A 25,944-nucleotide genomic window follows, 5' to 3' on the forward strand; every position below is an offset into this window, starting at 1 on the left:
AGCTTTGCCTTTCGATCCTTACTCTACCAACCTGTGTTGAAACCTTACTTTGTTGCACTTTTGCTGGCTACCTGGCTGGCCACGCCTGGCTGGAGCCAAAAACCCAACGAAAATTACCAATACCACATCCGTCCGGCTACGGCGGCCCTAAAAATTGACGGCATCGGCAACGACGACGCCTGGCTCACCACGGAGGTAGCTTCGGATTTCTTCATGATCCAGCCCATGGATACCAGCTACGCCCGCGCCCGCACCGACGTGCGCATGACGTACGACAAGCAAAATCTTTACATTCTGGTAGTCAACTACAAGCCCATACCAGGTACCCTCATCGTGGAGTCGCTACGGCGGGATTTCAATTTTGGTAAGAATGACAATTTTCTGCTGTTCATGGATACCTTCGACGACCGCACCAACGGCTTCTCGTTTGGGTCCAACGCCGTGGGTGCGCCCTGGGACGGGCAACAGGTAGACGGAGGTACCGTGGACCTCAGCTGGGACAACCGCTGGCGTACGGCTACGAAGAACGACGACGAGAAGTGGGTGTGGGAAGCAGCGATTCCTTTTAAAAGCATTCGGTACAAGCCGGGAATCACCCGCTGGGGCATCAACTTCAGTCGGCTCGACCTGGCCATTTCCGAGAAGTCCGCCTGGGCACCGGTACCCCGGCAGTTTCCGAGCGCGTCGCTGGCTTACACGGGCGTGCTGGTGTGGGATCAGCCGCCGCCCAATCCGGGCCCTAACATTTCGGTGATTCCCTACGTAGCCACCCGCCTCACCCGCGACTTCCGCCAGGAGATTTCTTCCCGGCGCGCCGTGGACGTAGGTGGTGACGTCAAGATTGGGATCACGCCTTCCCTTAACCTGGATCTTACGGTCAATCCGGATTTCTCACAGGTAGACGTGGACGTACAGCAAACCAACCTGGATCGCTTCGAGCTTTTTTTCCCCGAGCGACGGCAGTTCTTTCTCGAAAATGCCGACCTCTTTGCCAACTTCGGCTACAGTACCCTCCGTCCGTTCTTTTCGCGCCGGATCGGGCTGGGGGTACCTATTCAGTTTGGTACCCGACTGAGCGGCAAGCTGGATAAAAACTGGCGGATCGGGCTGCTGGACGTGCAAACCGCCGCCCAGGATAGCCTGCCCAGCCATAACTTTGCGGTAGTGGCGCTGCAACGAAAGGTATTTGCCCGCTCCAACCTGCGCTTCATGATGGTGAACAAGGAGGCGCTAAGGTACTCCCCGGAGACCAATGCCGCCTTCAACCGCTTCAACCGCAACCTGGCGGGAGAATTTAACCTGGCCTCGGCCAATAACCTCTGGACGGGCAAAGTACTCCTGCTCAAATCATTTAGTCCGAACGAAAGTAATCGTTCGGGCGACGACTTCGCCCAGGCCGCTGACCTCACCTTTACCAAAGCCAACCTGTCGTGGCGGTGGCAGCACGAGTACGTCGGGGCCAACTACAACGCCGAGGTGGGCTACGTTCCCAATGCCGTCCGGAACGGCTACTACAAGATAAACCCCAGTGTAGGGTACCTATTCTTTGTCAAATCGCCCACTTTCATCAGCCACGGTCCGCGCCTGGTAGCTACCACCTACTGGGACAAGCAGCGCCGCCTGAGCGACAACGAGCTTTACCTGAGTTACACCCTTAATTTTATCAGCCGGGCTTCGGCGGCCGTGTGGGTAGCCAGCGACTACGTGCGGCTGCTATTGCCCTTCGACCCCACCAATTTTGGCGGCCAAAGGCTGGCCGCCGGTACCGAGCACCGCTGGAAATCCACGGGCTTCGAATTTATTTCGGGGCCGCAGCGGAGCTTTACCTACGCCCTGGCGGGCCGGTTTGGCGGTTACTACGAAAACGGCAACCGTACCAACCTACGTACCGAGCTGGGCTACCGCTTCCAGCCCTACGTAGCCGTCACGCTCAGTAGCAACTACAACAACATCAGCCTGCCTGCCCCCTGGCACCGCACGGAGTTTTGGCTGGTGGGCCCTAGGGTAGACGTCACCTTCCGCAACAACCTGTTTTTGACGACCTTCTTGCAGTACAACAACCAGGCCGAGAACGTCAACCTGAATACCCGCCTACAGTGGCGCTACAAGCCCGCGTCGGATCTTTTTATTGTGTATACCGACAACTACCTACCCGAAAATTTCCGGGTCAAGAACCGCGCCATCGTGCTTAAGTTCACCTATTGGTGGAATGTATGATGATGGTCATAACCTGAAAGTACCTTTTGAAGTACCTTGCCGACGCTATGTTCAACGTTGGTTTTTTAGTGAGTCTACTAGTCTTGGTCGCGCCCTGGGTTTCCTGCCGCCAAGCCGAACGAGCCGACCTTGGCGGGTCTGTCGAGGACGCGCCAAGTACCCCTGCTAACGGTCCGACTCTCCGGACCCGACTCCTGGCCTTCGCCGATTCGGTGGGCGTGGATACGAGTACCTTTCAGGTACCTGCCGGAGCCGATTCGATCCGCGCGCTGCTGCGTGAGATCCGGTACGGCCACCCACCGAAGTACCTTAGGTACCTGGGCCTGGAGGAACATCTTGATACGCTAACCCTACGGACGGCGCACCAGCAACTACTTACCTTTGCGCCTCCCCTGGCGGAAGCAGTACCTCAGCCCCCATCGGCCCATTACCGCCAGCTGCTGCGCCACTACCAGCGCCTACGCCAGACGGGCCAGCCCGATAGCCTTGCCGCCTTGCGCGAAACCTTGAATGCCTACCGCTGGATGAGCCGCTTCACCGATGGCCAGCCCTACGCGGTTGTTTCGATTCCGGCGACGGAGCTGGTGGTGCTGCACGATACGGGCGAAGTACTCCGGATGCGGGTCATTGTAGGCACTAAAACCCATCAGACTCCTTCTTTTGCTACGTATTGCTCACAGATCATCACCTACCCCTACTGGCACGTGCCCCAAAGCATCGCTGTGCGCGAAATGCTACCCAAGATCAAGAGAAGTACCCACTACCTGGAAAGCCAGAACCTCCAGGTACTGGGAGCCGACGGCCAGCCGGTGGACCCCGCTACTGTAGCCTGGGCGGAACTCAACGCCCAGCATTTCCCCTACCGCCTCCGCCAGTCTACGGGCTGTGATAATGCGCTGGGCCTGATCAAATTTGATTTGCAAAGTCCTTACGCCATCTACCTCCACGACACCAATGCCCGGAGCCTTTTTGGCCGCGAAGCGCGCTGGCTCAGCCACGGCTGCATTCGCCTCCAAAAACCCATTGAACTGGCCAACCTAATGCTCGGAGAAAACCGGATGAATGATGATTTTTTGACGAAATGCCAGCTTGATGCTAAACCCACTTCGCTAGCGCTAAACCGCCCTTTTCCCGTCTTTATGATGTACCTGCTGGTAGACCTGGACCGTCAGGGAAATCTTCGATGGTCACCTAATATTTATAATTGGAAGCTTTGATGCGTTAATTTTGTGTATATTGTTCCCCAGAAAAGCCACTATTGCTTTTTGCCTGCACACTAAAATAGGCCTTTAGGCCTTAGCCGTAAGTGAATCAACCCCTTATTCGGCAAAAATTCTTCTGGCTAGTACCTAGCATAATAATTTAATACATAACATCTCAGAAACAACCTATTTCATAGATGACCTTGATTTCAAGATACGCTTTCCTGGTAGTATTGATACTGCTGTTGGGAACACAGGCCTGTAGACAGAAAGAAGTTGAAAAGACAGACGCAGAATTAGTAAAACAGCTCCAGGAGAAACCCTACTACGAGCAGCTTCTGGAGTATAGTCGGAAAATTGGGGTAGGCAAGGTTGACGTTAAAGAAGGAGAAGCCCCCGTACTTAAGCTGCTGGAAGAGATTGGCTTTGGCCACCAGCCCAGCAACCTGAAACATTTAGAAAAAGTAAAGCCGGCGGATTCGGTCCGGTTGCGGCAGGCGGGCTGGGCGCTCATTGAAGGCGAAGCCATAGAAAAAGTAGTGGCGCTGGTAGAGCCTCCTTTCCCTACTTATCAGACCATCAAAAACCTACATATTGGTTTCGTGGCCCGCAATCAAATGGATAGTCTGCTGCATTTAGGAGAAACACTGAATGCCTACCGCTGGATCCACCGCCAGGCCCAGGGAGCCGAGCGCATGATCCTGGTAAACACCCAGGGCGCGTACCTGATAGGGATGGACTCCACGGGTCGGGAAGAAATACGGATGCGTACGATTGTCGGTAAAAACACCACTCCTACGCCCCAAATAGACACCTACGCGACCCAGATCATTACCTACCCTTACTGGAATGTACCAAAAAGTATTGCGACTAAGGAAATGCTGCCCCGCGTGAAGCAAAACATGGCTTACCTGGGAAGTAATAACATAGAAGTGATCGATGCCAAAGGCGAACGCATAGATCCTTATAGCGTCAATTGGGAGGAGCTGTCGGAAGAGAATTTCCCCTACCGGTTTCGGCAAGATACGGGCGAAGACAACTCGCTGGGCTTATTAAAAATAGATATAAAGAACCCGCTGGCCATCTACCTGCACGACACCAACGCGCGCTACCTGTTTAATAGCGGCAAGCGCTGGCGTAGCCACGGCTGCGTACGCGTTCAGAAGCCCGTAGAGCTGGCTAACTACCTGGCTGGTAAAAAGATCTTGGAAAATGATTTCTTGCAAGATCCCGACGAAGATCATCCGCCAAAAACGTATAAACTCGAGAAAAACATCCCGGTCTTTATCTTTCACCTGGCCTCCGACGTCAACGAGTTTGGCCAATTGATGTTATATGGAGATCCTTACAAAGCCGTGTTTTGAGTATTAACCAGGCCCGCCAATAACTGGGAAGCCCGCAGGTAGGTGGCATCAGGATAATACAGGAACAGGCCCGCTCCGCCGGTCAGTAGTTTGATCAGACGTTCGTGCTCAGCCATAGATACGGCCGGGCAGCCCAGGCTTCGGCCGAGGCGGCCCGTGTTTCGGATAAAATTTTCGCTGACGTAGTCGGCCCCGTGCATCACAATAGCCCGCTCCAGCGCGCGGTCGTTCACACCTTTTTCCTGCCCCTCCAGGCGCAACGACAGGCCGTGCTTGCCTTGGTAGGTACTTAGGGTACGGTAAAAACCCAGGCTGGATTGATAAGAAGAGTTTTCGTTGGAGAATTTCTGGGCAAACTCCTGACCCGAATTGCGACCGTGGGCCACGTAGGTGTTCAGAATCAGTTTTTTGTTCACGGCGTCGATCACATACAGGCGCTTGTTGCGGGAAGACTGGCTGAAATCGGCAATGGCCATGATGGGTTTTTGCAGCTTCATGTTCTGGAAGCCGTACCAGGCGTACCGAAAGGTCTCGTCCGAGAGGCCCAGGGTAGCCAGTTGGAGCGAATCGTAAAGTACCTTCCACTCGGGTACTTGTAAAGAAAGCGTATCGTGAATATGAAGCGTATCGGTTAAGGCTTGATTTTGTACAAAAGGCGATGTGCCTATTTTCCTGAATCCAAAGGAGGCAATTAGTATCACTGTGGCCATTACCACTACCATCAAAGCATTTCTCATCAGCGATTCTTTTTGTGGTTCAACTAAAAAAAATTACCCAGATCCGCGGGTACTTGTAGTAAGGAGTTGATATTTGGAAACGAACAGGCTACTCGGTTCCGTATAGTTAAAAAGGCAAAATGAAATATCCGTGCAGGTAACACCCATTCAAAACCAATAGGTTCCTTTGTCGCGTCGTTCCTTTCTGTATGTCACCTTTTGGCCAAACCAAAAGAAAGCGAAAGCCTAGAAAACCGCTTTCTAAGAATATTTATAAAGTACCTTTTCAAAGATTCTCCAAAGTCTACTACCTTTGTGCCCACAAAAGTAGATTATTAACCGTCGCCGATTCGTGAGTACCCTGTCCGTATTTCGATCCATCAACTCATTTTTTTACAATCCGCGGGCTCGGGCAGTGGGATTAGTCTTTGCGACCGATAGCCTGCTGTTTGGGAGCTGGGTCTCGCGCATTCCCTATATTAAGTACAACCTGGGCCTCAACGACGCTCAGCTGGGAATGGCCCTGTTCATTATGCCGATTGGTTCCATTTTGGCTAATCCCTTTACGGGCGAAGTGATTCGGCGCTTTGGCTCGGCGCGGGTATGCCTGTGGAGTGCGATAGGCTTCTTTCTGAGTGTACTCATCCCCATTAACGCGCCCAACGGCTACGTACTAGGCGTCGGCCTGGGCATAATGGGCGCCTGCGCCGCCATGCTCAACGTAGCTATGAATACCTGCGCGACCAACGTAGAGCGTCACGAGGGCGTACGGATTATGTCGGCTTGCCACGGCATGTGGAGCCTGGGCGGTATGCTGGGAAGCGCTCTGGCGGGTCTATTTATCCTGGTAGAGCTGAGCGCGCCCCTACACATGCTTATCATAGCCCTGTTGCTGGTCGTTTTTACGCTATTTCTACAGCCTATTTTAAGAGACATCCCGGAAGTTAAAGGCGCGCAGGGTACTTCGTTTGTCAAACCTACCAAAGCACTCCTCATCCTGATCTTTATCGGCCTCACGGTGTCGATGGCCGAAGGGCTTTCCTTCGACTGGAGCGCCATTTACCTGCGCGAGATCGCCCACACCACTGCCTCGGTGTCGGCGTTGGGTTTTGGCTTCTTCTCTTTTAGCATGACGCTGGGGCGCTTCGTGGGCGACACCATTATTCCGCGCTACGGGGAAAAAAAACTCCTTTTTTTGGGCGGAACCCTAGGCGCCGTGGGTTTGCTGCTGACCATTTTACTGCCCTACCCTTTTACTGCCCTGCTGGGTTTTCTGGTCCTGGGCCTGGGCTGCTCGCTGGGCGCCCCTATGCTGTATGCCATCTCCATGCGGCAGCCGGGTATACCACCCGCGGCGGGCCTGGCTACCTTTGCTACCTTTAGTTTTATTGGATTCATGGCGGGCCCCCCGGCCATCGGTTTCATTGCCGAAGCCTACGGCCTACCCTACGGCTTTGGGGTAGTGGCGCTGCTGCTGCTGGCCGGAGCCGCCGCAACGCGCTGGGCCCGGGTGTAGGTACCTTCCTAAGCGGCTGCCCTCATTAGGAAATTTCGGACTAAGCCAAAACGGCGGCGGGCGATCTCAATTTGCATGCCATTGCTCAGCAAGAGGCGAAGCCCGCCCACGTGCCTGGATAAATCCCTGATGCATAGCGGATTAATCAGGTACGACTTGTGTGCCCGCAAAAAGCCCGCATCCGCGAGGGCCTGCTCGTATACCTTCAGACTATACGAACTAAGTACCTGCCGTCCCCCCACGAAGTGAATGAGGGTGTAGTTGGAGCGCCCTTCCAGCAGGACAACCTGCGCGGGATGTAGGGCGTGGTTTCGATTGATGCGAACGAGCATGTTCATAGAGATAAGGGTAGGATAATGAAGAGGGGGGTGGATATGGGCCGGAAAGACTTTTACAAAGGTGTCCGCTAGTCTCCTGAAAATCAACGGCCTTTTTCTCGGTTTTAAGTCGTCTTTTTCCCGCTACCGAGCGGGTATTTTTCCCGTATTTTTGCAATCAAAGCGTACCCTATTTAAGCTATATCCTTACTAATAAACACTTTACCTCCAATTCTCTTTTTAGCACCTCCGTCCGTGGCTCTAACAAGGTGGTACTTTCTTGATTATCTTTCAGGCTGATTTTTAGCTTTCCTGACACCACCTACCTTCCTCCCCTATGCCTGATCTACTTCTCTCTAACCAAAGCCTTCCTACCTGGGCTTTTTGCAAATGGTCGCGCTTGTACGACCTTCGAAACCAGCAAAATGCCACCAACTCCAGCGTACCGCTCGATAGCGACCCCAAGGTAGTTTACTTTGAAACAACCCTGCTCGCGCAGATCCTGGGTACGCTCGCTCAACACCCCAAGCCCGAGGCGGGTCGGGTGGTGTTTCAGTTTTTGTGTCGATCTGAACAAGAGCATTTCGCGGGGCTGAACCTGGTCTTGTGCGGAAAAGATACCGGCGACCAAATCCTGACGCCGCTCTATCTGGGTGCCATTGCGCCGGTGCCCAACGTTCCCATTCAAGAAGCTGAGCTGTGGGCGGGTCAGGGGTACTTTCAGGCTCGGAATCAGGCGCTGTCCGCCGATCCGCGCTTCCGTAACGAATACCAGGGCTACGCGCACCAACCCGCCACCATCGGGGCGCTCCTAAAAGAAAGCCCGGACTACGTGGCGGTGCACCTGGTCTTTGACGGCGAACGCACCAACCTGGTACTTTCGCCCGGCCTCTTCGAAACTCCGGCCTATTGCCCGGAAGTACCCGGCTACGAAGCCCTGGCCAGCCAGGTCCTCATCGAGTTCGGGACCATGTGCTGCCCGCCCCAGTAAACCAACGACCCTGCGACGCCTCTCAGAAAAGTACCCCTTACTATGTTTTACTATTTCCTCTACACTTACCTGACAGTACTTACGCTGAGTATGGGCGTGGGTTTGTACTACCATAAGTACCTGCGGGGGCCCTTCCGGTTTCTGATCATCGCGCTTTGCCTGGCCTGGGTAGTCGAAATGATCGGGTTGTATCACATGCTCTCCCTGAAGCGCAACAACCTGCTGCTCTTTCAGATCTACGCGCCCCTGGAGTATATCTTCATGGGCGCGTACTTCTACCACACGCTACGAAAAGAACGCCTGAGAAAAGCCGTCTTGGTTTCGGTGGTAGGGTACGTGCTATTCTGTATCGTCAACATCGGGGTCCTGTTGTCGCTGCGCCCCAACAATTCGTACAGCTTTATGCTGCTGGCTATTTTGCTGGCTTTTTGGGCTGCCAGCTACTTTTATGAATCGTACCAAAACGAAACCCTGTACGGGGAAATCTGGCGCGACCCGCACATCTGGATCTGCACGGGGGTACTTTTTTACTACGCAGGCACCTTTTTTCTGATGGCGCTGATTCAACAACTGGCCCAATCCAACCTGGAGCTGGCCTCGCGCTTGTATGTGATCAACCATATTCTTAATATCGTGCTGTACAGTATGTTCACCGTTGGATTTATATGCAAGGTACGAGCGAAGAAATCGCCCTTATTGTAGCCGCAGGTACCCTGCTCATGCTGCTGATCCTGGCGTTTTTGATGACGTTCTTCTTCCTGCACCAGCGTCGCCACCACCGCCAAAAACGAGAGCTACTCCGCATGACCGAAGCGTACCAGCGCGAACTCCTGCAAAGCCAGATCGAGATCCAGGAGCAAACCCTCCAGCACATTGCCCAGGAAATCCACGACAACGTAGGGCAGGTACTTTCGTTGGCTAAAATGAATCTTAATGCGCTCACGATTGGCCCACCCAACGCCAACACCGAACGCATACTCGTCACCAAAGGCCTGGTAGGCAAGGCCATCAACGACCTGCGCGATTTGTCCAAAACCCTCAACGCCGACTACATACTGCACACGAGGCTACCGGAAGCGATCCGCTTTGAGCTGGATATCCTGGAACGCACCGCTGCTGATCTCCGGACGTTTCTGGTGATTCGGGGCAAGGAGTACCGGCTTTCACCGCAGCACCAGGTCATCGTGTTCCGGATTGTGCAGGAGCTCATCAACAATTGCCTCAAGCACGCCCACGCTACCCAGTTGACGGTAGCACTCAGCTACACGGACGAGCTCTTTACGCTCAGCCTGGCCGACAACGGCCAGGGTTTCGACCTGGCCCAAGTAGACGCCAACCGCAGCTACGAACGCGGCTCGGGCCTGCACCATATCAAAGCCCGTGCGGCACTCATCGGGGCTCAGGCGCAGTTTTCTACCCAGCCCGGCGGGGGTACTTCGGTGCTATTGCAAGTACCCATTCCTAACTCTCTCGAAACATGAAGAAAATTTCTGTGGCCCTCGTAGACGACCACCGCCTGCTCCGGCGCGGGCTGGTGGAGGTGATCAATAGCTTTGCCGAATGCCAGGTGGTGCTGGAAGCCGATCATGGCGAGGAGCTTACGCAGCTACTCCGGCCGGAGGTACTTCCCGACGTGGTGCTGCTGGACATTAACATGCCCCGCATGAACGGCTACGATACCGCCGCCTGGCTGCGCCAGCACTACCCCACCGTCCGGATTCTGGCGCTGTCGATGTACAACGACGAAGAGAATATTCTGAAGATGATCCGGAACGGCGCGCGCGGCTACGTGCTCAAAGACGCCGAGATCAGCGAGTTGCAGGAGGCCCTGCTCAGCATGTATAAAAAAGGATTTTACTACTCCGAAATGGTGGCCGAAGTACTTTCCAACTCGCTGTCGCAGCCGGAGGTACCTCAGCCAGCCAGCCCGCGGCTGAGTGAGCGCGAGTCGGAGTTTTTGGTTTGGGCCTGCACCGAGCTTACCTACAAGGAAATTGCCGACCGCATGTGCCTGAGCAGCCGCACCATCGACGGCTACCGGGAAGCGCTCTTTGAGAAACTGGCCGTAAAAAGCCGCGTCGGGCTGGCCATGTACGCCATCCGGCACGGGCTTATTGTTCCGTAATAATCAACGTTTACGCCCCAGGGAGATCAGCACCACGCCCGACAAAATGATAAGCCCCGCCACCAGCGACTGCCCCGGAAGTACCTCCCCGGCGAAGGCCCAGCCCAACAGCATGGCTACCACGGGGTTGACGTAGGCGTAGGTAGATACCAGCTGCGGGGGCGCGTTGCGCGCCAGCCAGGCAAACGAAGTAAAACCAATGATGGAACCAAAAATAACCAGGTAGATCAACGACGCGATGGCCTTCGTGGGTGCGTAGCTGATGCTGGCCAGGTTTACGGGCTCCACCACCAGGCTCACCAGCAGCAGCATTCCGCCGCCCACGAGCATCTGTACCGCGCTCGAAACGAGCTGATTGGGCAGCTTGAGCCGTCCCGACAGCAAAGTACCCGTAGCCCACGACAAGTTGCACAGCATGATGATGCCAATCCCCAGCCAGCTCTCCGACGAGGTACTTTGAAAGCCCCCCGGCTTCACCAACAACCCGATGCCTACCAGCCCCACCAGCAGCCCCGACAGGGCGAGCTTGGAGGGCTTCACCTTGCTGAAAGTAAGCCAGTTGAGTACCATAATAAACAAAGGGAGCATCCCCGACAGCAGGGCCGCAATGCCCGTCGGCACGTACTGGATGGCCACGGTCATGCCGCCGTTGGCGATGGCCAGCAAAAGTACCCCCACCAGCCCCGCCGATAGCCACTCCTGCTTGGTAGGGCGTGCGTGGCCGGTGAGCCGGGCGTAGGGATACAGGATGAGCCCCGCCGTGAGCAGCCGACAACCCGCCATGTAGAGCGGCGGCATGTGCTCGGTCATGAAGTGGATAAAGAGGTAGGTAGACCCCCACAACGTATAGACCGACAGCAGGTTCAGCACCAGCTTGAGGCGCGGCGGGGTCAGGTTGGGCGTGGTAATAGCGGCCATGACAACGGGTACTTTACAGGTACGTATATGGCCCTAAACGCCGCTGCCGCCGGAGCGAGTTCCTAGAAGGGAGAGTTAATTCGTAATTGGTAAATAAATGTAATAATTTTAATTTATTCTATAAAATAAGAAACCCTGCTACTTGCTAATAGTACACCTCCGTAGCCTGGGCCTGCATCTGGCTAATCAGCGGGGCATAAAGGGCAACGGGCTTTTCCCGAATAAACGGATTTCCGCGCAAGTGAAGTACCTTTAGCGTTTTTAGGCCCGGTAAGGCGGAGGGGATTTCTGAAAAACGGTTGTAGGAAATATCCAGCTCGTGCAGGCTGTGCAGCTGAGCAACAACTTCGGGAAGTACCTCAAATCGATTATAACCGATGTCCAGCATTTGTATTTTTCCGAGCTTCGTCAGCGCCGTGGGCAGGGTACTTAGGGCGTTGTGGTGGGCGTAGAGCTTCTCCAATTTCTGCAACTTGCCCAGTGCCTCCGGCAGGGTTTCCAGCCGGTTGTGCGAGATCGCCAACTGCTCCATGTGGCGCAGCCGCGCCAGCGCCGGGGGTAGTTGCGTCAGCTCGTTGTAGTACAGGTCGAGGGTTTTCAGGCGGCGCAGCTTCCGGATCGAGGTAGGTATCTCCAGCAGGCCGGCGTTGTAGAGGTTTAGGTCTTCGAGCTTTCGTAAGCCCCGGAAGCTGTTCTTCCCCAACGAATGCGGTACGTTGTGGCCTATCCAGAGGCTCACCAGCCGCCGCGAATGCTGGGCCGCGACGGGTACATTGGTAAAGGCATTGCGCTGGATATTCAAGATCCGCAGCGACTTGTTGCGCGTCAGCGTCAGTCCTTCTTCCGTGAGCTGGTTGCCGGTCAGGTCCAGCTTCTGGAGCCGGGGCAGGCGGCGCAGGTCCAGTGCTACTTCGCTCAATTCATTGTACTGCAGGTGCAGCTCTTCCAGGTTCGGAAAGCGATAAACTACCTCAGGTACCTTTTCCAGTCCCAACCCCGAAAACACAAGTATCTTAACGGCAGCCGAGTCGCGGATGGCCAGGGCTTTTTCCGGCGTCATGCGGGTAGTGTCGCCGCCGGAGCGGGCGCGGAGGTAGTTGCGGACGTAGTAGGTCATGCTGAGCCGGGCGCGCCCGCCCGGCGGTACCCGCAGCGACTCCCGGTCCAGCAGCGCGGGTAGTTTTTCACGAAAAAGGTCGTCGAAGCGTTGTAAGAAAAAAGGCTTGAGGCTGTAAAAGAAATGCGATAGCTGCCCCTGTTCGTCAAAAAACAGCTGCGCACTGACCACAAACTCACCCTGCATCTCCGACAGCGCTTCCTTCGACGCCCCAATCAACCGCCGCCGGAGCGAATCCCGGAGCGCGGTTGGTAAATCAGGTACCCTACTACCCTGCTTTAGGCTATCATACACCGCTACGTGCGCCGCAATGGGCACGTACTGCCTTTCGTTACCCTCTTTCGATACCGTCAGAGCCAGCGAACGTTCCAGCGGAAGTACCACCGGCTGGGCTTCAACGAGGGTACTTGCCAGTACCATATACGCCGCAAGGAGCAGCCGGAAAAAGGGGGTAGACGCTGTCATACAAGTAGGTTTACGGGCTTAGTAAAATACCTCCGTGGCGTGGGCCTTTATTTGGTTGAAAAGTACCCCATACTGCTGCTCGGCGTTCTCCTTTAAAAAAGGATTGCCGCGCAGGTAGAGCTTTTCCAGCTGAGTAATTCGGAGCAAGGGCTGCGGAAATTCCTGAAAATTATTGCCCGACAAATCCAGTTCCTTCAAACCCCGCAACGCAGTGATTTCGGGCGGAAAATTCGTAAACCAATTGTAGCCAATATCCAGCAGCGTGAGCTGGTTCAGGCCCGCCAGGCGGCTCGGCAGGGTACTTAGGCGGTTGTGGTGCACGTAGATGGTGTGCAGCCGCTGCAGGCGATCGATCCGGGGCGGTAGCTCGGTGAGCTGGTTGTTGGCCACGGCCAAATGCGTCAACCGCCGCAGCCGCGTGACCGCCGCGGGTAGCTCCGTGAACTCGTTGTAGTACAGATCAAGTACCTCCAGGCGGCGCAGCTTCCTGACGCCCGGGGGCAGGGTACTTAGTTTGGTCTGGTACAGGTTGAGGTCTTCTAGCTTTTTTAATTTCCTGAAACTACGGCTCGACAACCCGGTGAGCGCATTGCGGCCCAGCCACAGGCTCGTCAGCCCCTTACAGGCCCGGGCCGCTTGGGGCACATCGACCAGGCCGTTGGCCTGCACGTTCAGGATGCGGAGCGAGCTATTTTTGGTCAATGCTAAAGTACCTTTCCCGAGTTGGTTGCCGCGCAGGTCCAGCTGCCGGAGCCGGGGCAGGCGCGCCAGGTCCAGCCGGAGGTCGGTGAGCTCGTTGCCGTGCAGGTCCAGCTCTTCGAGGTTGGGGAAACGGTATACGAGCTCGTAAGGTACCTGGCTGAGCTCCAGCTGATTCAGCAGCAGTCGCTTGACGCGCAGCGTGTCCTGGTACGTACGGGCGTCGTTCAGCGTCACGAGGGTACTATCGCCGGTGCGTAGCTGACGGGGCTCGGGTACTTTCCCTATCCCAAAACCCTCCATCGCCTGGAAAGCCTGTTTGGCGGGGTTATTAATCCGCCAGGTGGCCAACCGACCGGGAAGTGAATCCAGGATCATCTTCGTGACGGAATCCTTCATCGCGGCGGGAGAATTTACGTTAAAAAAGACGTAGTCGGGCTTGCCCTCCGCACTGATAAGTACCTGTAGAAAAATGGAAAATCCCGGCTTCGGATTAGTGGGTAAGAAGGCTTTGAGCTTATCCGAAATAAGATTTGGCGTGAGGCCCTCGGGTACCTGCGCGTGGGGGTACTTTTCTTTTATTTTTTCGAGTAATCCCGTTTTTTGGGCTTCGTCCGTAGTCAAAACCTGAGGCTGGGCCCAGGCCACCCCCACGTATAAGATCAGCCCCAGGGTCAGTAGCTTTTTCATTTAGGTTTGCTGCCATTGGTAAGTACCTACGAATATAACTAAATTATTAGTAGATCAATCAAAGTACCCTTTTTATTTTTTGTGGCGGAAGGGAAAGAGGGGGGTAGTTTGGCAAGATTTGTTGGTAAAAAACACCAACAAAAAAAGCCGCCACCGAAAATCCGGTGGCGGCTGAGTATTTAGGGTTCTCAATAAAAGTACTTCTACTCCTTAAAAGTACTTCTACTCCTTCGGGCTACCGCCCATCGAGGCGGGAGCGCCGTCGGCGGGGGCGTTCTTCTTCGCCTTTTCAAAATCACCCGCTTTGATGATCGTCAGCTTGGAGTAGTCGAGGTGCTTGGCCATGGCGGCTTTAACCTGCGCCGGGGTCAGGCTTTCAACTTTCTTTTCAAAGTCGGCGTCCCACTGCATGGTGCGGTCCAGGTAAAGGTTGTTGTTGAGCGTGGCCGCCAGCGCGGCATCCTGCGCCCGGCTCACCTGCCGCGACTGCAAATAGCCCGACTTGGCCGCTTTGATTTCCTCGGCCGTGAAGCCTTCCTTCACCGCCCGCTCGATCTCTTCCTTATAAGCGGCTTCCAGCTTCTCGGCGTTTTGCGGGGCGTAGATGGCGTACGAGAAGAAAGTACCGCTCTTGTCCAGCGAGCTGGCGCTCAGTTGCGAGCCTACGCCGTAGCTGAGGCCGTCTTTTTGCCGGATGCGCGTAGCCAGGCGCGAGTTCAGGAAGCCGCCGCCCAGCATGTAGTTGGCCAGTACCAGCGCCGGGTAGTCGGGGTCGGTATCTTGCAGCGGCATGTTCATGCCGGCCACAAACATGGCGTTGGCTTTGTCGGGCGTTTCAATGGACTTGTTCTGCGCCTTGACGGCCTGGTAGGGCGACGCGATGCGCTTGAAGGGCGTGGGATTTTTCCAGGTACCAAACTCGTCGGTAATGATTTTCTGAATTGGTTCTTTGTCAAAATCACCCACCACGGCGATGGACGCGCTGCTGGCTCCGTAAAAATCTTTGTAGAATTGCTTCACTTGCTCCAGCGTGGCGGCTTTGATGTCGGCCACCTCTTCGTCAAAGGTAGGTACGTACCGGATGTCTCCCTTGGCGTAGGGCGACACTGCCCGGCGGTACTCCGTGACGGCAATGGCCTGGGGCTCGCTGCGCTGCGCCTCGATCTGGGCTAGTTGCTCCTGCTTGAGTTTCTCAAATTCGTTGGCGTCAAAAACGGGCTCTTTAAGTACCTCGGCCACGAGCTTAAGTACCTCGGGCAGGTTTTCCTTGGTGGTCTCTACCACGGCACCGGCCTGGTTATTGCCCCCAAAGAAGCTCACGCGGGCTTTCAGCCGGTCCAGCTCATCCTTGATCTGCTGGCGGGATTTGTTCTTGGTCCCTTTGTCGAGCATACTGCCGGTCAGGCTGGCGATGGTGGCCTTATTCATGAGGCTTTTTTCGTCGCCCAGCCGCAGCGTGAGGCGGGCGGCTACCACGTTGCCGCGCGTCTGCTTGGGCAGCAGGGCTACTTCCATGCTGTTGGGCTTTTCGATGCGGGTCGTGCGGCTGTCGATGTTGGCCGGGGCCGGGTCGAAGGCTTCCCCCTGCGCCATGAGCGCTTCTCCCTTGTAGTCCTTCACGAGCTCCTGCACGTTGGGGGCGGCGGGTATCTCGGCGCGTTCGGGGTTGGGCGTAGGCACAAAGGTACCTACCGTGCGGTTGGAGGGTTTGAAGTACTGCTCCGCTACGCGAAATACGTCGTCGGCCGTCACTTTACGAACGTTGTCGCGAAACAGGAACGCCAGCCGCCAGTCGCCCGTGGCAATGAACTCACTGATGCCCAGGCCCACGCGCTCGGAGCTGCGAAACTGCAAATCCCAGTTTTTCAGGATGGTGGCTTTGGCGCGTTCTACGTCCTCGGCCGAGGGTTTCACGCGGGCGGCGGAGTCGAGCGTGGCCAGAAAGGCCTGCCGGGCTTCGTCCAGCGATTTTTCCTTAAGTACATCCGCCCCAAACAACACCATACCGGGGTCGTGCAGCGCAAAGCTAAACCCAAACTGCGACGACGCCTTTTTGGTATCTATCAGGTTTTTGTACAGCTTTCCGTACGGCTCGGCCGTCAGCATTTCTACCAGTACGTCCATGGCGGGGTAGTCGGCGTGGGAGCCGGGCATGATGTGGTACACGCAAGACACCATCTGCACGTCACCTACGCGCTTCACTTCCACGTAGCGCTCGCCGTCCTGGGTGGGCTCCACGGTGTACGACACGGGCAGCACGCGGGTAGGCTTGGGTATTTTGCCAAAGTACTCACTGATCAGCGTCAGCGTTTTGGCTTCGTCGATCTTGCCCGATACCGTCAGCACGGCGTTGTCGGGCTGGTAGTACTTGCGGTAAAAAGCCTGCAAATTCTCGATGGGTACATTCTCGATGTCGGAGCGGTTCCCGATGGTGGACTTGCCGTAGTTGTGCCACAGGAAAGCCCCCGAAACCACGCGCTCCATCAGTACCCGGAAGGGGTCGTTCTCGCCGGACTCGAACTCATTGCGTACCACGCTGAACTCACTTTCCAGGTCTTTCTTAGCAATGAAGGAATTCACCATGCGGTCGGCCTCCAGGTCCAGGGCCCACTTGAGGTTTTCTTCCGTCGCCGAGAAGGTTTCGAAGTAGTTGGTACGGTCGTACCAGGTGGTTCCGTTCGGGCGGGTACCGTGCTCGGTGAGCTCCTGCGGGATGTTGGGGTGCCGGGGGGTACCTTTAAACACCATGTGCTCCAGGAGGTGGGCCATGCCCGTTTCGCCGTAGCCCTCGTGCCGCGAGCCCACCAGGTAGGTCACGTTGACGGTAGCCGTAGGCTTAGAGGGGTCAGGAAACATAAGTACCTTCAGGCCGTTGTCCATTTGGTACTCGGTAATGCCTTCCACGGAGGTAATTTTTTTCATCCCTTTGGGCAGGTCCTGGGCCAAGGCCACCGTGACCGCCCAACTACCCGCAAGTACCAGGCAGAGTGCTGATTTAAATAATGGTTTATGCATTTGGCTTAATAGAAATGGGTTAGCGAAAATCTACCGGGAAAGGTAAAAGGAAAGTACCTCTTCCCCAACCAATAAGTGACGAATGGTTTAGTTAAAAATTATTAACACAACTTTTAGCTAAAAAAAGGGTACTTTGGGTACTTGCGGGCCGGGCAAGTACCCCTGCTACTTCACCCGCTGCCAGGTATCGGTCCGGCCCAGGAGCGAAATCCCCACGTAGCCGCGCACGTCCAGGGTGTTGTTGTCGCGCAGGGTCATTTTGCAGCTGTACTCTTTGCCGTTTTCGGGGTCATAGATTTTGCCGTTGTCCCAGGTATTGCCGCCCGCGTGCGTGAAGTCCCGCAAATTTACCAGCCCCTGTAGCGGCTGCTTGCGTTTATTGGCGTCAGGGTTGTTGGCATCCAGCTTGGGGGCACCGGTCTTCGGGTCGTTGGGTTCTTTCAGCCAGATAATTTTTCCAAAATACTGTCCGCCTTGTTTGTAAATTTGCACGTGGCCTTTCTTGGAGCCCGTGAGCCAGGTACCTACCACGGCGTCGGGGTTGTTGGCGGGTACAAAAGAAAAAGACAAGCCTACCAGGGCGGCCAGCAAAAGGCCGACAAGTACCTGAGGTGATTTTTTGCTCATGACTAGAAGGAATTAAAGAGTTCAAAATCCGTTTTATAAGTATTCTAACGAAAAAAGGAGAAAGACGTTTATGGTTACGAAGAAGATTTTGGGTAAGCTGCTGCTTTTGGGAACGCTGGGAATAGCGCTGGGATGTTTTCGTCCAGCCATTCCGCTGCGGTCGGGACCGGCTTATCCCATCGACCTTTTTTACGAAAACCAAGCGCCGGATCGCCCTTTTTCGGAGCTGCAATGGGTAGAAATAACCCGCGACGAAGCCCTGAACGAGCGGCAGCAAAAAAACAGCAGCCGAATGCTCTACCGGGGCAACGACGCCGAAGGAAAGCAGTTGCTGACGGCCCAGCTGGTGCTGAAAGCCCAGAAGCTGGGCGCGGATGCGCTCATCAACGTGCAGTACAAGTACTACACCTCAGCTACCTCTGAAGGCTACACCATGCGCGGCCTGGCGGTGCAGTACCGGGGCCAGTAGCTCCGCGCCAGGTACTTTTATTTAACCAGCTTCTTACTTATTTTCAGGTACTTTCTTCTCCTGACGCAAGCTAAACTTGCTGGTGGAAGCGGCGGAGTCTACCTCTACGGAGTCCGGCGCGGAAGGTACTTCTACACCAGACCGGGGAAGTACCCTCAGGCGGTTGAAGCTGTGCGTAAACTGCATACTCACCCCGCCCGTGGTGAGGGTATTGCTCAGCAGCAGCGCGTTCTGGACGTTGCGATTGTAGGCTTTCAGGCGTACGCTCCCCCCCTGGGTGAGCCAGTATTCGAGCGTCCATTCGCCCAGCAGGCTGGTGGCGTCGTACTGGTTAGGGCCGTAGGTAAAGCGGCCGTCGCGCGTGATCCGGAAGCGGTCGTTCAGGAAACGGTACGAAAACCGCAGCTGTAGGTTGGTGAGCGCATTTTGATCCAGCGAAAGGCCCGCCACGCCTACTTCCAGGTTTTCGTTCAGGGCGGAAGCCCAGCGGCTGATCTGGTTGGAGACCAGCTCGCTGATGCTACTCCCAATGAAGAGCTGGCTCTGGTTGGGCTGGGCCAGAAATACCTCCTGCGGGCTTAGTAGCTGGTTGAATAAAATAAGACTACTCACCTGGCGGCTTAGCTCCTGCTCGTCGCTGCGCAGGCGGTTTTCAAAGGCCGCCACGGCGCTGCGGTACTCCGCCGAGGCCGGATATTCCTTCACCACCAGCTCGTAGCCAATCTGGGGCGTCATGAGGCGGTCGGTCAGGGAGATGATCACCTCCACGGGGTACCGGCGCGAGAGCAAATTGCCCGAGCCGGACGTGGTACTGATGGGAAGTACCCCGCCATCCAGTGACGTGAGCTGCGTGTAGCCCGCTTTCACGTCCAGCAAGGCCTGGTAGGGATCCCCCGACCAGGTAATACGGCTGGCGGGTTTTATATCAAACTTTTTGTTGAGGGCATTCTGGAAAGTAAAGGTGTAGTCGCCGCGCACGATCTCGTAGGTACCGGCCATGGTAAAAGCCCCTTTGGTGTCGATCTTCATGTTGAGCCGCCCGCTGCCATAGGCCTTGATGATGTCACCTGCCTGGCGGTCCAGCTGGATTTCGCAGTAGGCGTCGGGGGTAATGTTGAAGTTAAAATCCATTTTGATGTCGCCGTACTCGCCGTTGGTCTTGGGCGGGTCGCCCGCCAGCCGGGTACTGTCTTCCTTGGGGAGCTGGCTCACAAACTGGATGTAGTCCTGGGTAGCTACCTCGGTAGCGCCGTCCAGCGGGATGTAGATGCGGGTACCCCGGTTGCTGGTGACGCTCGCCTCGATGCTCAGGTTGTCGATCGGCCCCGATACCCCTACCTGCCCCGTGACGTAAGCCGTGCCGTAGAACAGGTCGTTGTCTTTATCGGTGGTATTCAAGATTTTAAAATTGCGAAGATCGGCGTTAAATCCCAGCGTAAAGTACCGGAAGCTATCGTGGTACACACCTCCCCGCAGCGTGGCGGTATTGCCGTCCTGGTCGGTGAGCAGCATGTTTTTGGCCGTAATTTCGCTCTCACTGAAGTACACTTTGTCATTAAACGTAAAGACCGACTGCAGGTAGTCAAACTTCATGCGTCCGCGCTGCACGGCCACTTCTCCGCTCAAAATGGGATTCTCCAAAGTACCCTTCACCAGCACCGTGCCCTGCGCCTGCCCGCTCACGTCCGAGAGCAGGCCTTCGCTAAACGGCTCAAGTACCTTCAGGTCGGTATTGTTAAAAATCGCTTTCAGGTTCAGGGCATTTTCTTTGCGCTTCGGGTTGTAATAGCCCGAAAGTGAAAAAGCGCGCCGGAGGTTTTTGTCCAGGTGGGCGTCAACGTAGTACTGTTCCGTGAGCTGATCCCACTCCCCCGTACCTTCAAAGTTCCCCAGCTCGTACTTGCCGTAGCTCAGGCCTTCTACGCTAAAATTAGCGCTCAACTCGGCATAATGCAGATCGTCACTGAGCTTCACGGCACCGTCCAGAATCCCGCCGAGCTTGGTATCCAGCACCGGATTGAGCGTAGCGAGCCGGAAGTTGCGAGCCTCAAAGAGCAGGTTTTGGGTAGAATCTTTGGAAACGCTGCCGTTCAGCGACAGCCGCTGGTTGGCACTTTGCAGCGTCAGGTTGTTGAAATTCACCAGTGGACCGTTGATCGAAATCAGGTTGTTGGGGTTGACCTGCCACATTTCGTCCAGCAGGTTGAGCCGGGAGTTTTGCAGGCGAATGGCCAGGCCGGTATCCAGGAAGCGAATGTCGCCGTTGAGCCGGGCGCGGTTGGTACTATTGACCTGGCGCAGCGCGCTGTTGAAGTTGATGTGGTCTTCGTCCCAGACGGCCTCTACCTCCAGGCGCTCGGTGGGAGCCAGGACGCTGATCTGCTGCCGGCTGGACGTAATCAGGGCCGAGGCAAGTACCTCCGAGCTATTCACAAACTTGGAGGTAGTGATGTCCAGCTCGGCGGTCACAAACTCGTTGGTACCTATCCGCAGCGTGTCAGCCTTGGCGTTGAGCGTCAGCAGGGCCGTATTGTCCATCCGGAAAGTACCTTCCAGGTGTGTTCCGGGCGAGAGGTATCCCTCCGGGTAGAGGAAAGCCAGGAATTGCTGCAGGTTTCGGGCATCGACGGCATAATTGATCTCGTAGCGCTCCTTCACCGGCGGGCTGGCCTTCTGGGCGTAGTACTGGGTGCGGTCGGCTACGTTGCCAAAAAAATAGAGCTGGTACTCGGTCATCAGTTGGTTTAGATCCGCCACGGCTTCGGTCAGCACAAAATTCCCCTTGGCCCGCGCCGTCAGGAATTCGCTGGCGAGCTGGATGGTCCGTTGCTCTCCCTCCTGGACCGACGTCAACTGTAGCGTATCCATCACCAGATTCCGTTTGTTTTTGGCCGTCAGGAGGTAGGTATTCAGAAATTGGGCCCGCCCTACCAGCTCGTCGACGGTGTTGCCCGCCAGCTGCACATCGAGCTGGGTACGCAGCGACAGCGGCTCTTTGGCAAAACCCAGCACGTCCAGGTTGGCCCGTTCGATGATTCCCTGTACATCAAAGAAATTATTCGCTCCCGACAGATCAAATTCTCCGTCCAGATTCACGATGAGGTTGCTGTCCAGGCTACTGACCTGCCCGTTGAAGTAGGCTTTCTGGAGGTTTCCCCGCAGGGCAATGTTCCGGTAGTCGTAGCGGTTAAAACCCACGCGGCTTACGGTAGCGATGAGGTTGGTCGAGGCCGACGTCAGATCGAAGCCGCGGCCGTCCACTTTTCCGGAAAAATCAATTTTTTGCCAGGTTTCGGGGTCATCCAGCAACACACCCAGGTCAAAATCGGTGGTGCGGAGCTGGCCTTTGTAGGTGGAGTTGGGCGAATCCCGGATGCGAAACACCAGGTCGGTTGTGACGTCCCCGATGTCGGTACTTACCTTGCTGGCGAGCGTAAAATCCCGGGTATCGCCCTGAAAAGTACCCGCCATTTTTACGAGCCCGAATTTCTGAAAAGTCTCATGCAGGTCGGTTTCGGGATAGTACTGCACCAGGTCGGTGGTCTGAACCTGCGAAGGGTCCAGCCGAAAATCCATGACCATTTTATCCGTATCGGGCAGGCCCCGAAACCCAAAATCGCCCACCAGCAGGCTGTTTTCACCAAACGAAAGCCGCGTGCGAGCCACCCGGAAGTCGTGCACGATGCCGTCGAAATCGCCGCTGATGCGCCAGGTCTCGTTGAGCGTGAGCAGGTAAGGCGCAAAAAGGCCCAGGTCCGCGGAATGTACCCGGCTGTTGGCTACGCGGCCTTTCATCCGCACCTGGCTGTTGAATTCACCCAGGGCCGATGGCCGGTCGTAGTTGAAGCTCACGTAGTTGCCAATGAACGACTGCCCGATCTGGGCGCTCAGTTCGGCCAGTTCGATTTTCTTGACGCAGTACAGAAAGCGCGTGTCCAGGCGGTGTACCTTCAGGGCCGTCTGCTGGTCGATAGTCGTGAGCTTCTGGGCCTGAAAGCGGATGGTATCCCCCAGCAGCAGGAAGTCTTCCAGGTTGGCGGCGATCTTGTTGAGCTGAAAGTGGTTGTAGTCAAATACCGTGGCGTCGCGGATGCGGGGCTCGCGCGGATCGTCGTAGTGAAAGGTACCTTCTACCAGCGAGGCTCTGCTGATTTTGAAGGGAATGTTCTGGTCGGGGATGGAGTTGGTGGTATCGCCCTGCGTGAGCTGCTGGATGCGGGCAATGAACTCATCCATGTTCAGGTCGCCCGTTTGGGGGTTTTTGATCAGGCGCACGTCGGGCTGGTAGAGCGTCACTTCGTCCAGCCGGATTTCGCGCGACGAATTCTCCAGAATATTCCACACGTTCAGGTTAACGTCGATGCGCCCCACGTCAATCATCTGCCGCTGCTGCGTATCTTTGATGGACACGCCCTGCAACGACACTACATCAAACCATTTTATGCTAATCTTTTGTATCTCAATCGGGTACCCAACCGCTTTGGATACTTTCAGGGTCACTTTATGGACAAGCCAGGTCTGGACCGACGGAAACTGAAACGCAATGGTGACGATCCCCAGCGTAAGCAGCAGGAAGATCATCAATACCATTAAACCATTCCCAATCGCTCTCAGATAGTTGACCATGTAGCGCTTCGGGGAGGATTCTCCCTCCCATATTGCCTTAAAATACGTAAATTTGCGTAAATTTTTCCGATCTGTATGACTATTTTAGCTATCGAATCGTCTTGTGATGAAACCTCCGCCGCTGTGGTATCTAACGGCCAAGTCCGCTCCAATGTTGTGGCTACCCAGCTTATCCACCGGCTCTACGGCGGCGTAGTACCTGAGCTGGCCTCCCGGGCGCACCAGCAGCACATTGTACCCGTGGTGGCCGAGGCCCTTAACGACGCAAAGGTAGCAAAAAAAGACCTGCAAGCCATCGCTTTTACGCGCGGCCCCGGCCTGCTGGGGGCGCTGCTGGTGGGTACTTCCTTCGCCAAGTCGCTGGCCCTGGGGCTGGACGTGCCGCTCATTGAGGTCAATCACATGCAGGCCCACGTGCTGGCGCACTTCATCGAAGCCCCCCGGCCCCAGTTCCCCTTTTTGTGCCTTACCGTCAGCGGTGGCCATACGCAAATTGTGCTCGTGCGCGACTACCTCGACATGGAGATCATCGGCCAAACCCTCGACGACGCCGTGGGCGAAGCCTTCGACAAAACCGCCAAGCTGATGGGCCTGCCCTACCCCGGCGGGCCGCTCATCGACCGCTACGCGCAGGCGGGCAACCCGCTGGCGTTTGAGTTTCCCCTGCCCGAAATCCCCGACCTGAACTACTCCTTTAGCGGCATTAAGACGTCCTTTATGTACTTTTTGCAGAAAAAAACGAAGGAAAATCCCGCCTTTGTGGAGGAACAGCGCGACGACATCTGCGCCAGCATTCAGCATTCGCTGATTCATATTTTACTAAGAAAAGTGCGCAAAGCGGCCCAGCAAACCGGCATTCGGGAGATCGCCATTGCGGGCGGCGTGTCGGCCAATTCGGGCCTGCGGAAAGCCTTGCAAGACACGGGCGACAAACTGGGCTGGACGGTGCACATTCCGCGCTTTGAGTACTGCACCGATAACGCCGCCATGATCGCGATGGCCGCCCACTACAAGTACCTCCAGAGCGACTTTACCGACCAAACCGTGAGCCCGCTGGCCCGGATGGTGTTTTGAAACGGATTTTAAAACAACCCCAAGTACCTACCACTCAAGTACCTACCCCCGTATGTATACGCTTTCCGAAATATGGATTTACCCCGTCAAATCGCTCGGCGGAATCAGGCTGCCCGAAGCAACGGTGCAGCAGCGCGGCCTCCAGCACGACCGCCGCTGGATGATCGTCGACGAGAACGGTCGGTTCATCACCCAGCGAAAGGTACATGAGATGGCCCTGCTGGACGTGGGCCTGGATGCCGACGGCCTGCGCCTTTGGCACCGCCACGCCCCGGAGGATGTGCTCCAGGTACCTTTCGAGCCAAGTACCCCCACGCCGCTCCGCGTGACGATCTGGGACGACGAAGTACCCGCTGTCGCCGTCAGCCCCGAGGCCGACCGCTGGCTGAGCGACAAGCTGGGGCGGGCCGTGCGGCTGGTGCTGATGCCCGAAAGTACCCGGCGGCTCGTCGATCCGCGCTACGCCCAGGCGCAAGAGGTGGTGAGTTTTGCCGACGGGTACCCCTGCCTGTTGATCAGCCAGGCCTCCCTCGACGACCTCAACGCGCGCCTGCCGGAGCCGCTGAGCATGAAGCGCTTCCGGCCCAACCTGGTGGTGACGGGTACCTTGCCCTACGCCGAAGATCAGTGGCGGACATTTACCGTGGGAGAGGTACTTTTCCAGGGTGTGAAGCCCTGCGCCCGCTGCGTACTCACCACCATCGACCCCGACACGGCTGCCACCGGCCCCGAGCCGCTGCGTACCCTGGCGACCTACCGCAAGCAGCAGAACAAGATTCTGTTTGGACAAAACCTGCTGCCGCAAACGCTGGGCCGCCTGGCCGAGGGCGACACCGTGACCGTAGCGGAGCAGGGCCAAGTACCCCTCGTGCCAAGTACCCCTTAAAGTACCTTTTTTTCCAAAGTACCTCTGTACCCAAATTTTAGTCAACTACCCCCTGTACTGTATACCGTGCCCCCCGAAACTACCTACCGTTTCCACCCCATCCATCTCCACTGGCTCAGCCTCGACGTCGTGGCTGGGGCCGTGGTGTGCCACCTGGCCGCCAACCACCTGCCCAACGGCCGTACGCCTACCCACGGCTGGGTGACGCTGGTGCTGGCGCTGGTCGTCTTTGGTATCTACTCCCTGGACCGCCTGCTGGACAACCGCCGCCCCGGCCAGCCCGTCACGCCGCGGCACACGTTTAGCCGTACGTACGAGTCGCAGATCGGCAAGGCGCTGCTGGGGGTACTTTTGCTGGCGGCCTGCCTGTCGTGGCTCATTCCCAGGGAGCTATGGGCGTTTGGGGCCGGGATGGTGGCGCTCGTGGCGCTGTATCTTTGGCTGGTGTCGCGCCTGCCCGTGAAGAGCCACCGGCAGGCGCTCAAGGAGCCGCTCACGTCGTTCATTTACGCGGCGGGGGTGTGGGGAAGTACCTGGTTTCTGGGCGACGAACTGAGCTGGGAAAGCGTGGTGTTGGGTACTTTGTTTTTCATCATTACGCTCCAAAGCCTGCTGCTTTTCTCGCACTTCGAGTCGCTACGCTACCGCGAGGTCTACAACCTGGCCCGCTGGCTGCAACGCAAGCGCACGGTGTCGATCCTGAACGGCATCACACTGCTGGCGGGGCTCTGCTGCCTCACCGTCTGCCTGCTTACCGACTACCGCTACGTGCAGCGGCTGGCCGTGATGCTGCTGGTGATGTCGCTGGCTCACCTCTGGATGCTTCGCAACCCCGAGAAAATCATCCATAACGAGCGCTTTCGGATGTGGGGCGAGCTGGTTTTTGTGATCCCGGTGCTGGTACTTTAAA

At 56.2% G+C, this 25,944-nt stretch carries 20 protein-coding genes; 12 read left to right on the forward strand and 8 right to left on the reverse strand.

Annotation, left to right across the window (positions count from 1 at the left end; translation table 11 throughout):
• The first annotated feature begins 33 nt into the window (after positions 1-33).
• The 3 genes from HNQ92_RS10490 to HNQ92_RS10500 all read left to right on the forward strand — a co-directional run bounded on the left by HNQ92_RS10490 (position 34) and on the right by HNQ92_RS10500 (position 4,783).
• Positions 34-2,217, forward strand: coding sequence for a carbohydrate binding family 9 domain-containing protein (locus tag HNQ92_RS10490; protein WP_343062983.1), 2,184 nt, complete (start codon positions 34-36; stop codon positions 2,215-2,217).
• A 26-nt stretch (positions 2,218-2,243) separates the two neighbouring features.
• Positions 2,244-3,434, forward strand: coding sequence for a L,D-transpeptidase family protein (locus HNQ92_RS10495; protein WP_221307431.1), 1,191 nt, complete (start codon positions 2,244-2,246; stop codon positions 3,432-3,434).
• A 182-nt stretch (positions 3,435-3,616) separates the two neighbouring features.
• Positions 3,617-4,783, forward strand: a complete 1,167-nt coding sequence (locus HNQ92_RS10500; protein ID WP_184173981.1) for a L,D-transpeptidase family protein — start codon at positions 3,617-3,619, stop codon at positions 4,781-4,783.
• Here HNQ92_RS10500 and HNQ92_RS10505 read toward each other — a convergent pair.
• Positions 4,765-5,520 (reverse strand): murein L,D-transpeptidase catalytic domain family protein, encoded by a 756-nt coding sequence (locus HNQ92_RS10505; protein WP_184173983.1) that lies wholly within the window; start codon positions 5,518-5,520, stop codon positions 4,765-4,767. The genes HNQ92_RS10500 and HNQ92_RS10505 overlap by 19 nt on opposite strands.
• Positions 5,521-5,851: 331 nt before the next feature.
• Between HNQ92_RS10505 and HNQ92_RS10510 the strand changes: the two genes are divergently transcribed.
• The gene (locus HNQ92_RS10510; RefSeq protein WP_184173984.1) at positions 5,852-7,015 is read left to right on the forward strand and encodes an MFS transporter; all 1,164 of its coding nucleotides are present in this window, start codon (positions 5,852-5,854) and stop codon (positions 7,013-7,015) included.
• Positions 7,016-7,023: 8 nt separating this feature from the next.
• Here HNQ92_RS10510 and HNQ92_RS10515 read toward each other — a convergent pair whose 3' ends face one another.
• Entirely contained in the window at positions 7,024-7,353 is a 330-nt protein-coding gene (locus HNQ92_RS10515; protein ID WP_184173985.1) for a LytR/AlgR family response regulator transcription factor, read from the reverse strand.
• Positions 7,354-7,669: 316 nt separating this feature from the next.
• On the opposite strand from HNQ92_RS10515, the gene HNQ92_RS10520 reads away from it, so the two are divergent.
• The 4 genes from HNQ92_RS10520 to HNQ92_RS10535 are packed head-to-tail and all read left to right on the forward strand — an operon-like array spanning position 7,670 to position 10,448.
• Entirely contained in the window at positions 7,670-8,323 is a 654-nt protein-coding gene (locus HNQ92_RS10520) for a hypothetical protein (protein WP_184173986.1), read from the forward strand.
• A gap of 42 nt (positions 8,324-8,365) precedes the next feature.
• Positions 8,366-9,025 carry a hypothetical protein gene (locus tag HNQ92_RS10525; RefSeq protein WP_184173987.1) on the forward strand — a complete coding sequence of 220 codons (660 nt, stop codon included), beginning with the start codon at positions 8,366-8,368 and terminating at the stop codon, positions 9,023-9,025.
• Positions 8,989-9,804, forward strand: a complete 816-nt coding sequence (locus HNQ92_RS10530; RefSeq protein WP_184173988.1) for a sensor histidine kinase — start codon at positions 8,989-8,991, stop codon at positions 9,802-9,804. The genes HNQ92_RS10525 and HNQ92_RS10530 overlap by 37 nt, the downstream gene beginning before the upstream one ends.
• A complete protein-coding gene (locus HNQ92_RS10535; RefSeq protein WP_184173989.1) occupies positions 9,801-10,448 on the forward strand; it encodes a response regulator transcription factor in 648 nt (215 codons plus the stop codon). Before HNQ92_RS10530 ends, HNQ92_RS10535 begins: the two co-directional genes overlap by 4 nt.
• A gap of 3 nt (positions 10,449-10,451) precedes the next feature.
• Here the strand turns inward: HNQ92_RS10535 and HNQ92_RS10540 are convergent, their stop codons facing one another.
• The 5 genes from HNQ92_RS10540 to HNQ92_RS10560 all read right to left on the reverse strand — a co-directional run bounded on the left by HNQ92_RS10540 (position 10,452) and on the right by HNQ92_RS10560 (position 17,979).
• Entirely contained in the window at positions 10,452-11,366 is a 915-nt protein-coding gene (locus tag HNQ92_RS10540) for an EamA family transporter (RefSeq protein WP_184173990.1), read from the reverse strand.
• A gap of 145 nt (positions 11,367-11,511) precedes the next feature.
• Positions 11,512-12,948 carry a leucine-rich repeat domain-containing protein gene (locus HNQ92_RS10545; RefSeq protein ID WP_184173991.1) on the reverse strand — a complete coding sequence of 479 codons (1,437 nt, stop codon included), beginning with the start codon at positions 12,946-12,948 and terminating at the stop codon, positions 11,512-11,514.
• A gap of 18 nt (positions 12,949-12,966) precedes the next feature.
• Positions 12,967-14,337, reverse strand: coding sequence for a leucine-rich repeat domain-containing protein (locus tag HNQ92_RS10550; protein WP_184173992.1), 1,371 nt, complete (start codon positions 14,335-14,337; stop codon positions 12,967-12,969).
• 222 nt (positions 14,338-14,559) lie between these two features.
• Positions 14,560-17,352, reverse strand: a complete 2,793-nt coding sequence (locus HNQ92_RS10555) for a M16 family metallopeptidase (protein WP_184173993.1) — start codon at positions 17,350-17,352, stop codon at positions 14,560-14,562.
• Positions 17,353-17,517: 165 nt separating this feature from the next.
• Entirely contained in the window at positions 17,518-17,979 is a 462-nt protein-coding gene (locus tag HNQ92_RS10560) for a DUF2147 domain-containing protein (protein WP_184173994.1), read from the reverse strand.
• Positions 17,980-18,049: 70 nt separating this feature from the next.
• On the opposite strand from HNQ92_RS10560, the gene HNQ92_RS10565 reads away from it, so the two are divergent.
• On the forward strand, positions 18,050-18,448 hold the full coding sequence (locus HNQ92_RS10565; protein WP_184173995.1) for a hypothetical protein: 399 nt from the start codon (positions 18,050-18,052) through the stop codon (positions 18,446-18,448).
• Positions 18,449-18,481: 33 nt separating this feature from the next.
• Here HNQ92_RS10565 and HNQ92_RS10570 read toward each other — a convergent pair whose 3' ends face one another.
• Positions 18,482-23,074, reverse strand: coding sequence for a translocation/assembly module TamB domain-containing protein (locus tag HNQ92_RS10570; RefSeq protein ID WP_184173996.1), 4,593 nt, complete (start codon positions 23,072-23,074; stop codon positions 18,482-18,484).
• Positions 23,075-23,149: 75 nt separating this feature from the next.
• On the opposite strand from HNQ92_RS10570, the gene tsaD reads away from it, so the two are divergent.
• The 3 genes from tsaD (at position 23,150) to HNQ92_RS10585 (ending at position 25,943) form a co-directional block, all read left to right on the forward strand.
• The gene (gene tsaD, locus HNQ92_RS10575) at positions 23,150-24,148 is read left to right on the forward strand and encodes a tRNA (adenosine(37)-N6)-threonylcarbamoyltransferase complex transferase subunit TsaD (protein ID WP_184173997.1); all 999 of its coding nucleotides are present in this window, start codon (positions 23,150-23,152) and stop codon (positions 24,146-24,148) included.
• A gap of 52 nt (positions 24,149-24,200) precedes the next feature.
• Positions 24,201-25,034: an MOSC domain-containing protein gene (locus HNQ92_RS10580; protein ID WP_184173998.1), complete on the forward strand. Its 834-nt coding sequence runs from the start codon at positions 24,201-24,203 to the stop codon at positions 25,032-25,034.
• A 66-nt stretch (positions 25,035-25,100) separates the two neighbouring features.
• Positions 25,101-25,943, forward strand: coding sequence for a hypothetical protein (locus HNQ92_RS10585; RefSeq protein ID WP_184173999.1), 843 nt, complete (start codon positions 25,101-25,103; stop codon positions 25,941-25,943).
• Position 25,944: the final 1 nt, after the last annotated feature.

The organism is Rhabdobacter roseus, assembly GCF_014202275.1.
Taxonomy (GTDB): domain Bacteria; phylum Bacteroidota; class Bacteroidia; order Cytophagales; family Spirosomataceae; genus Rhabdobacter; species Rhabdobacter roseus.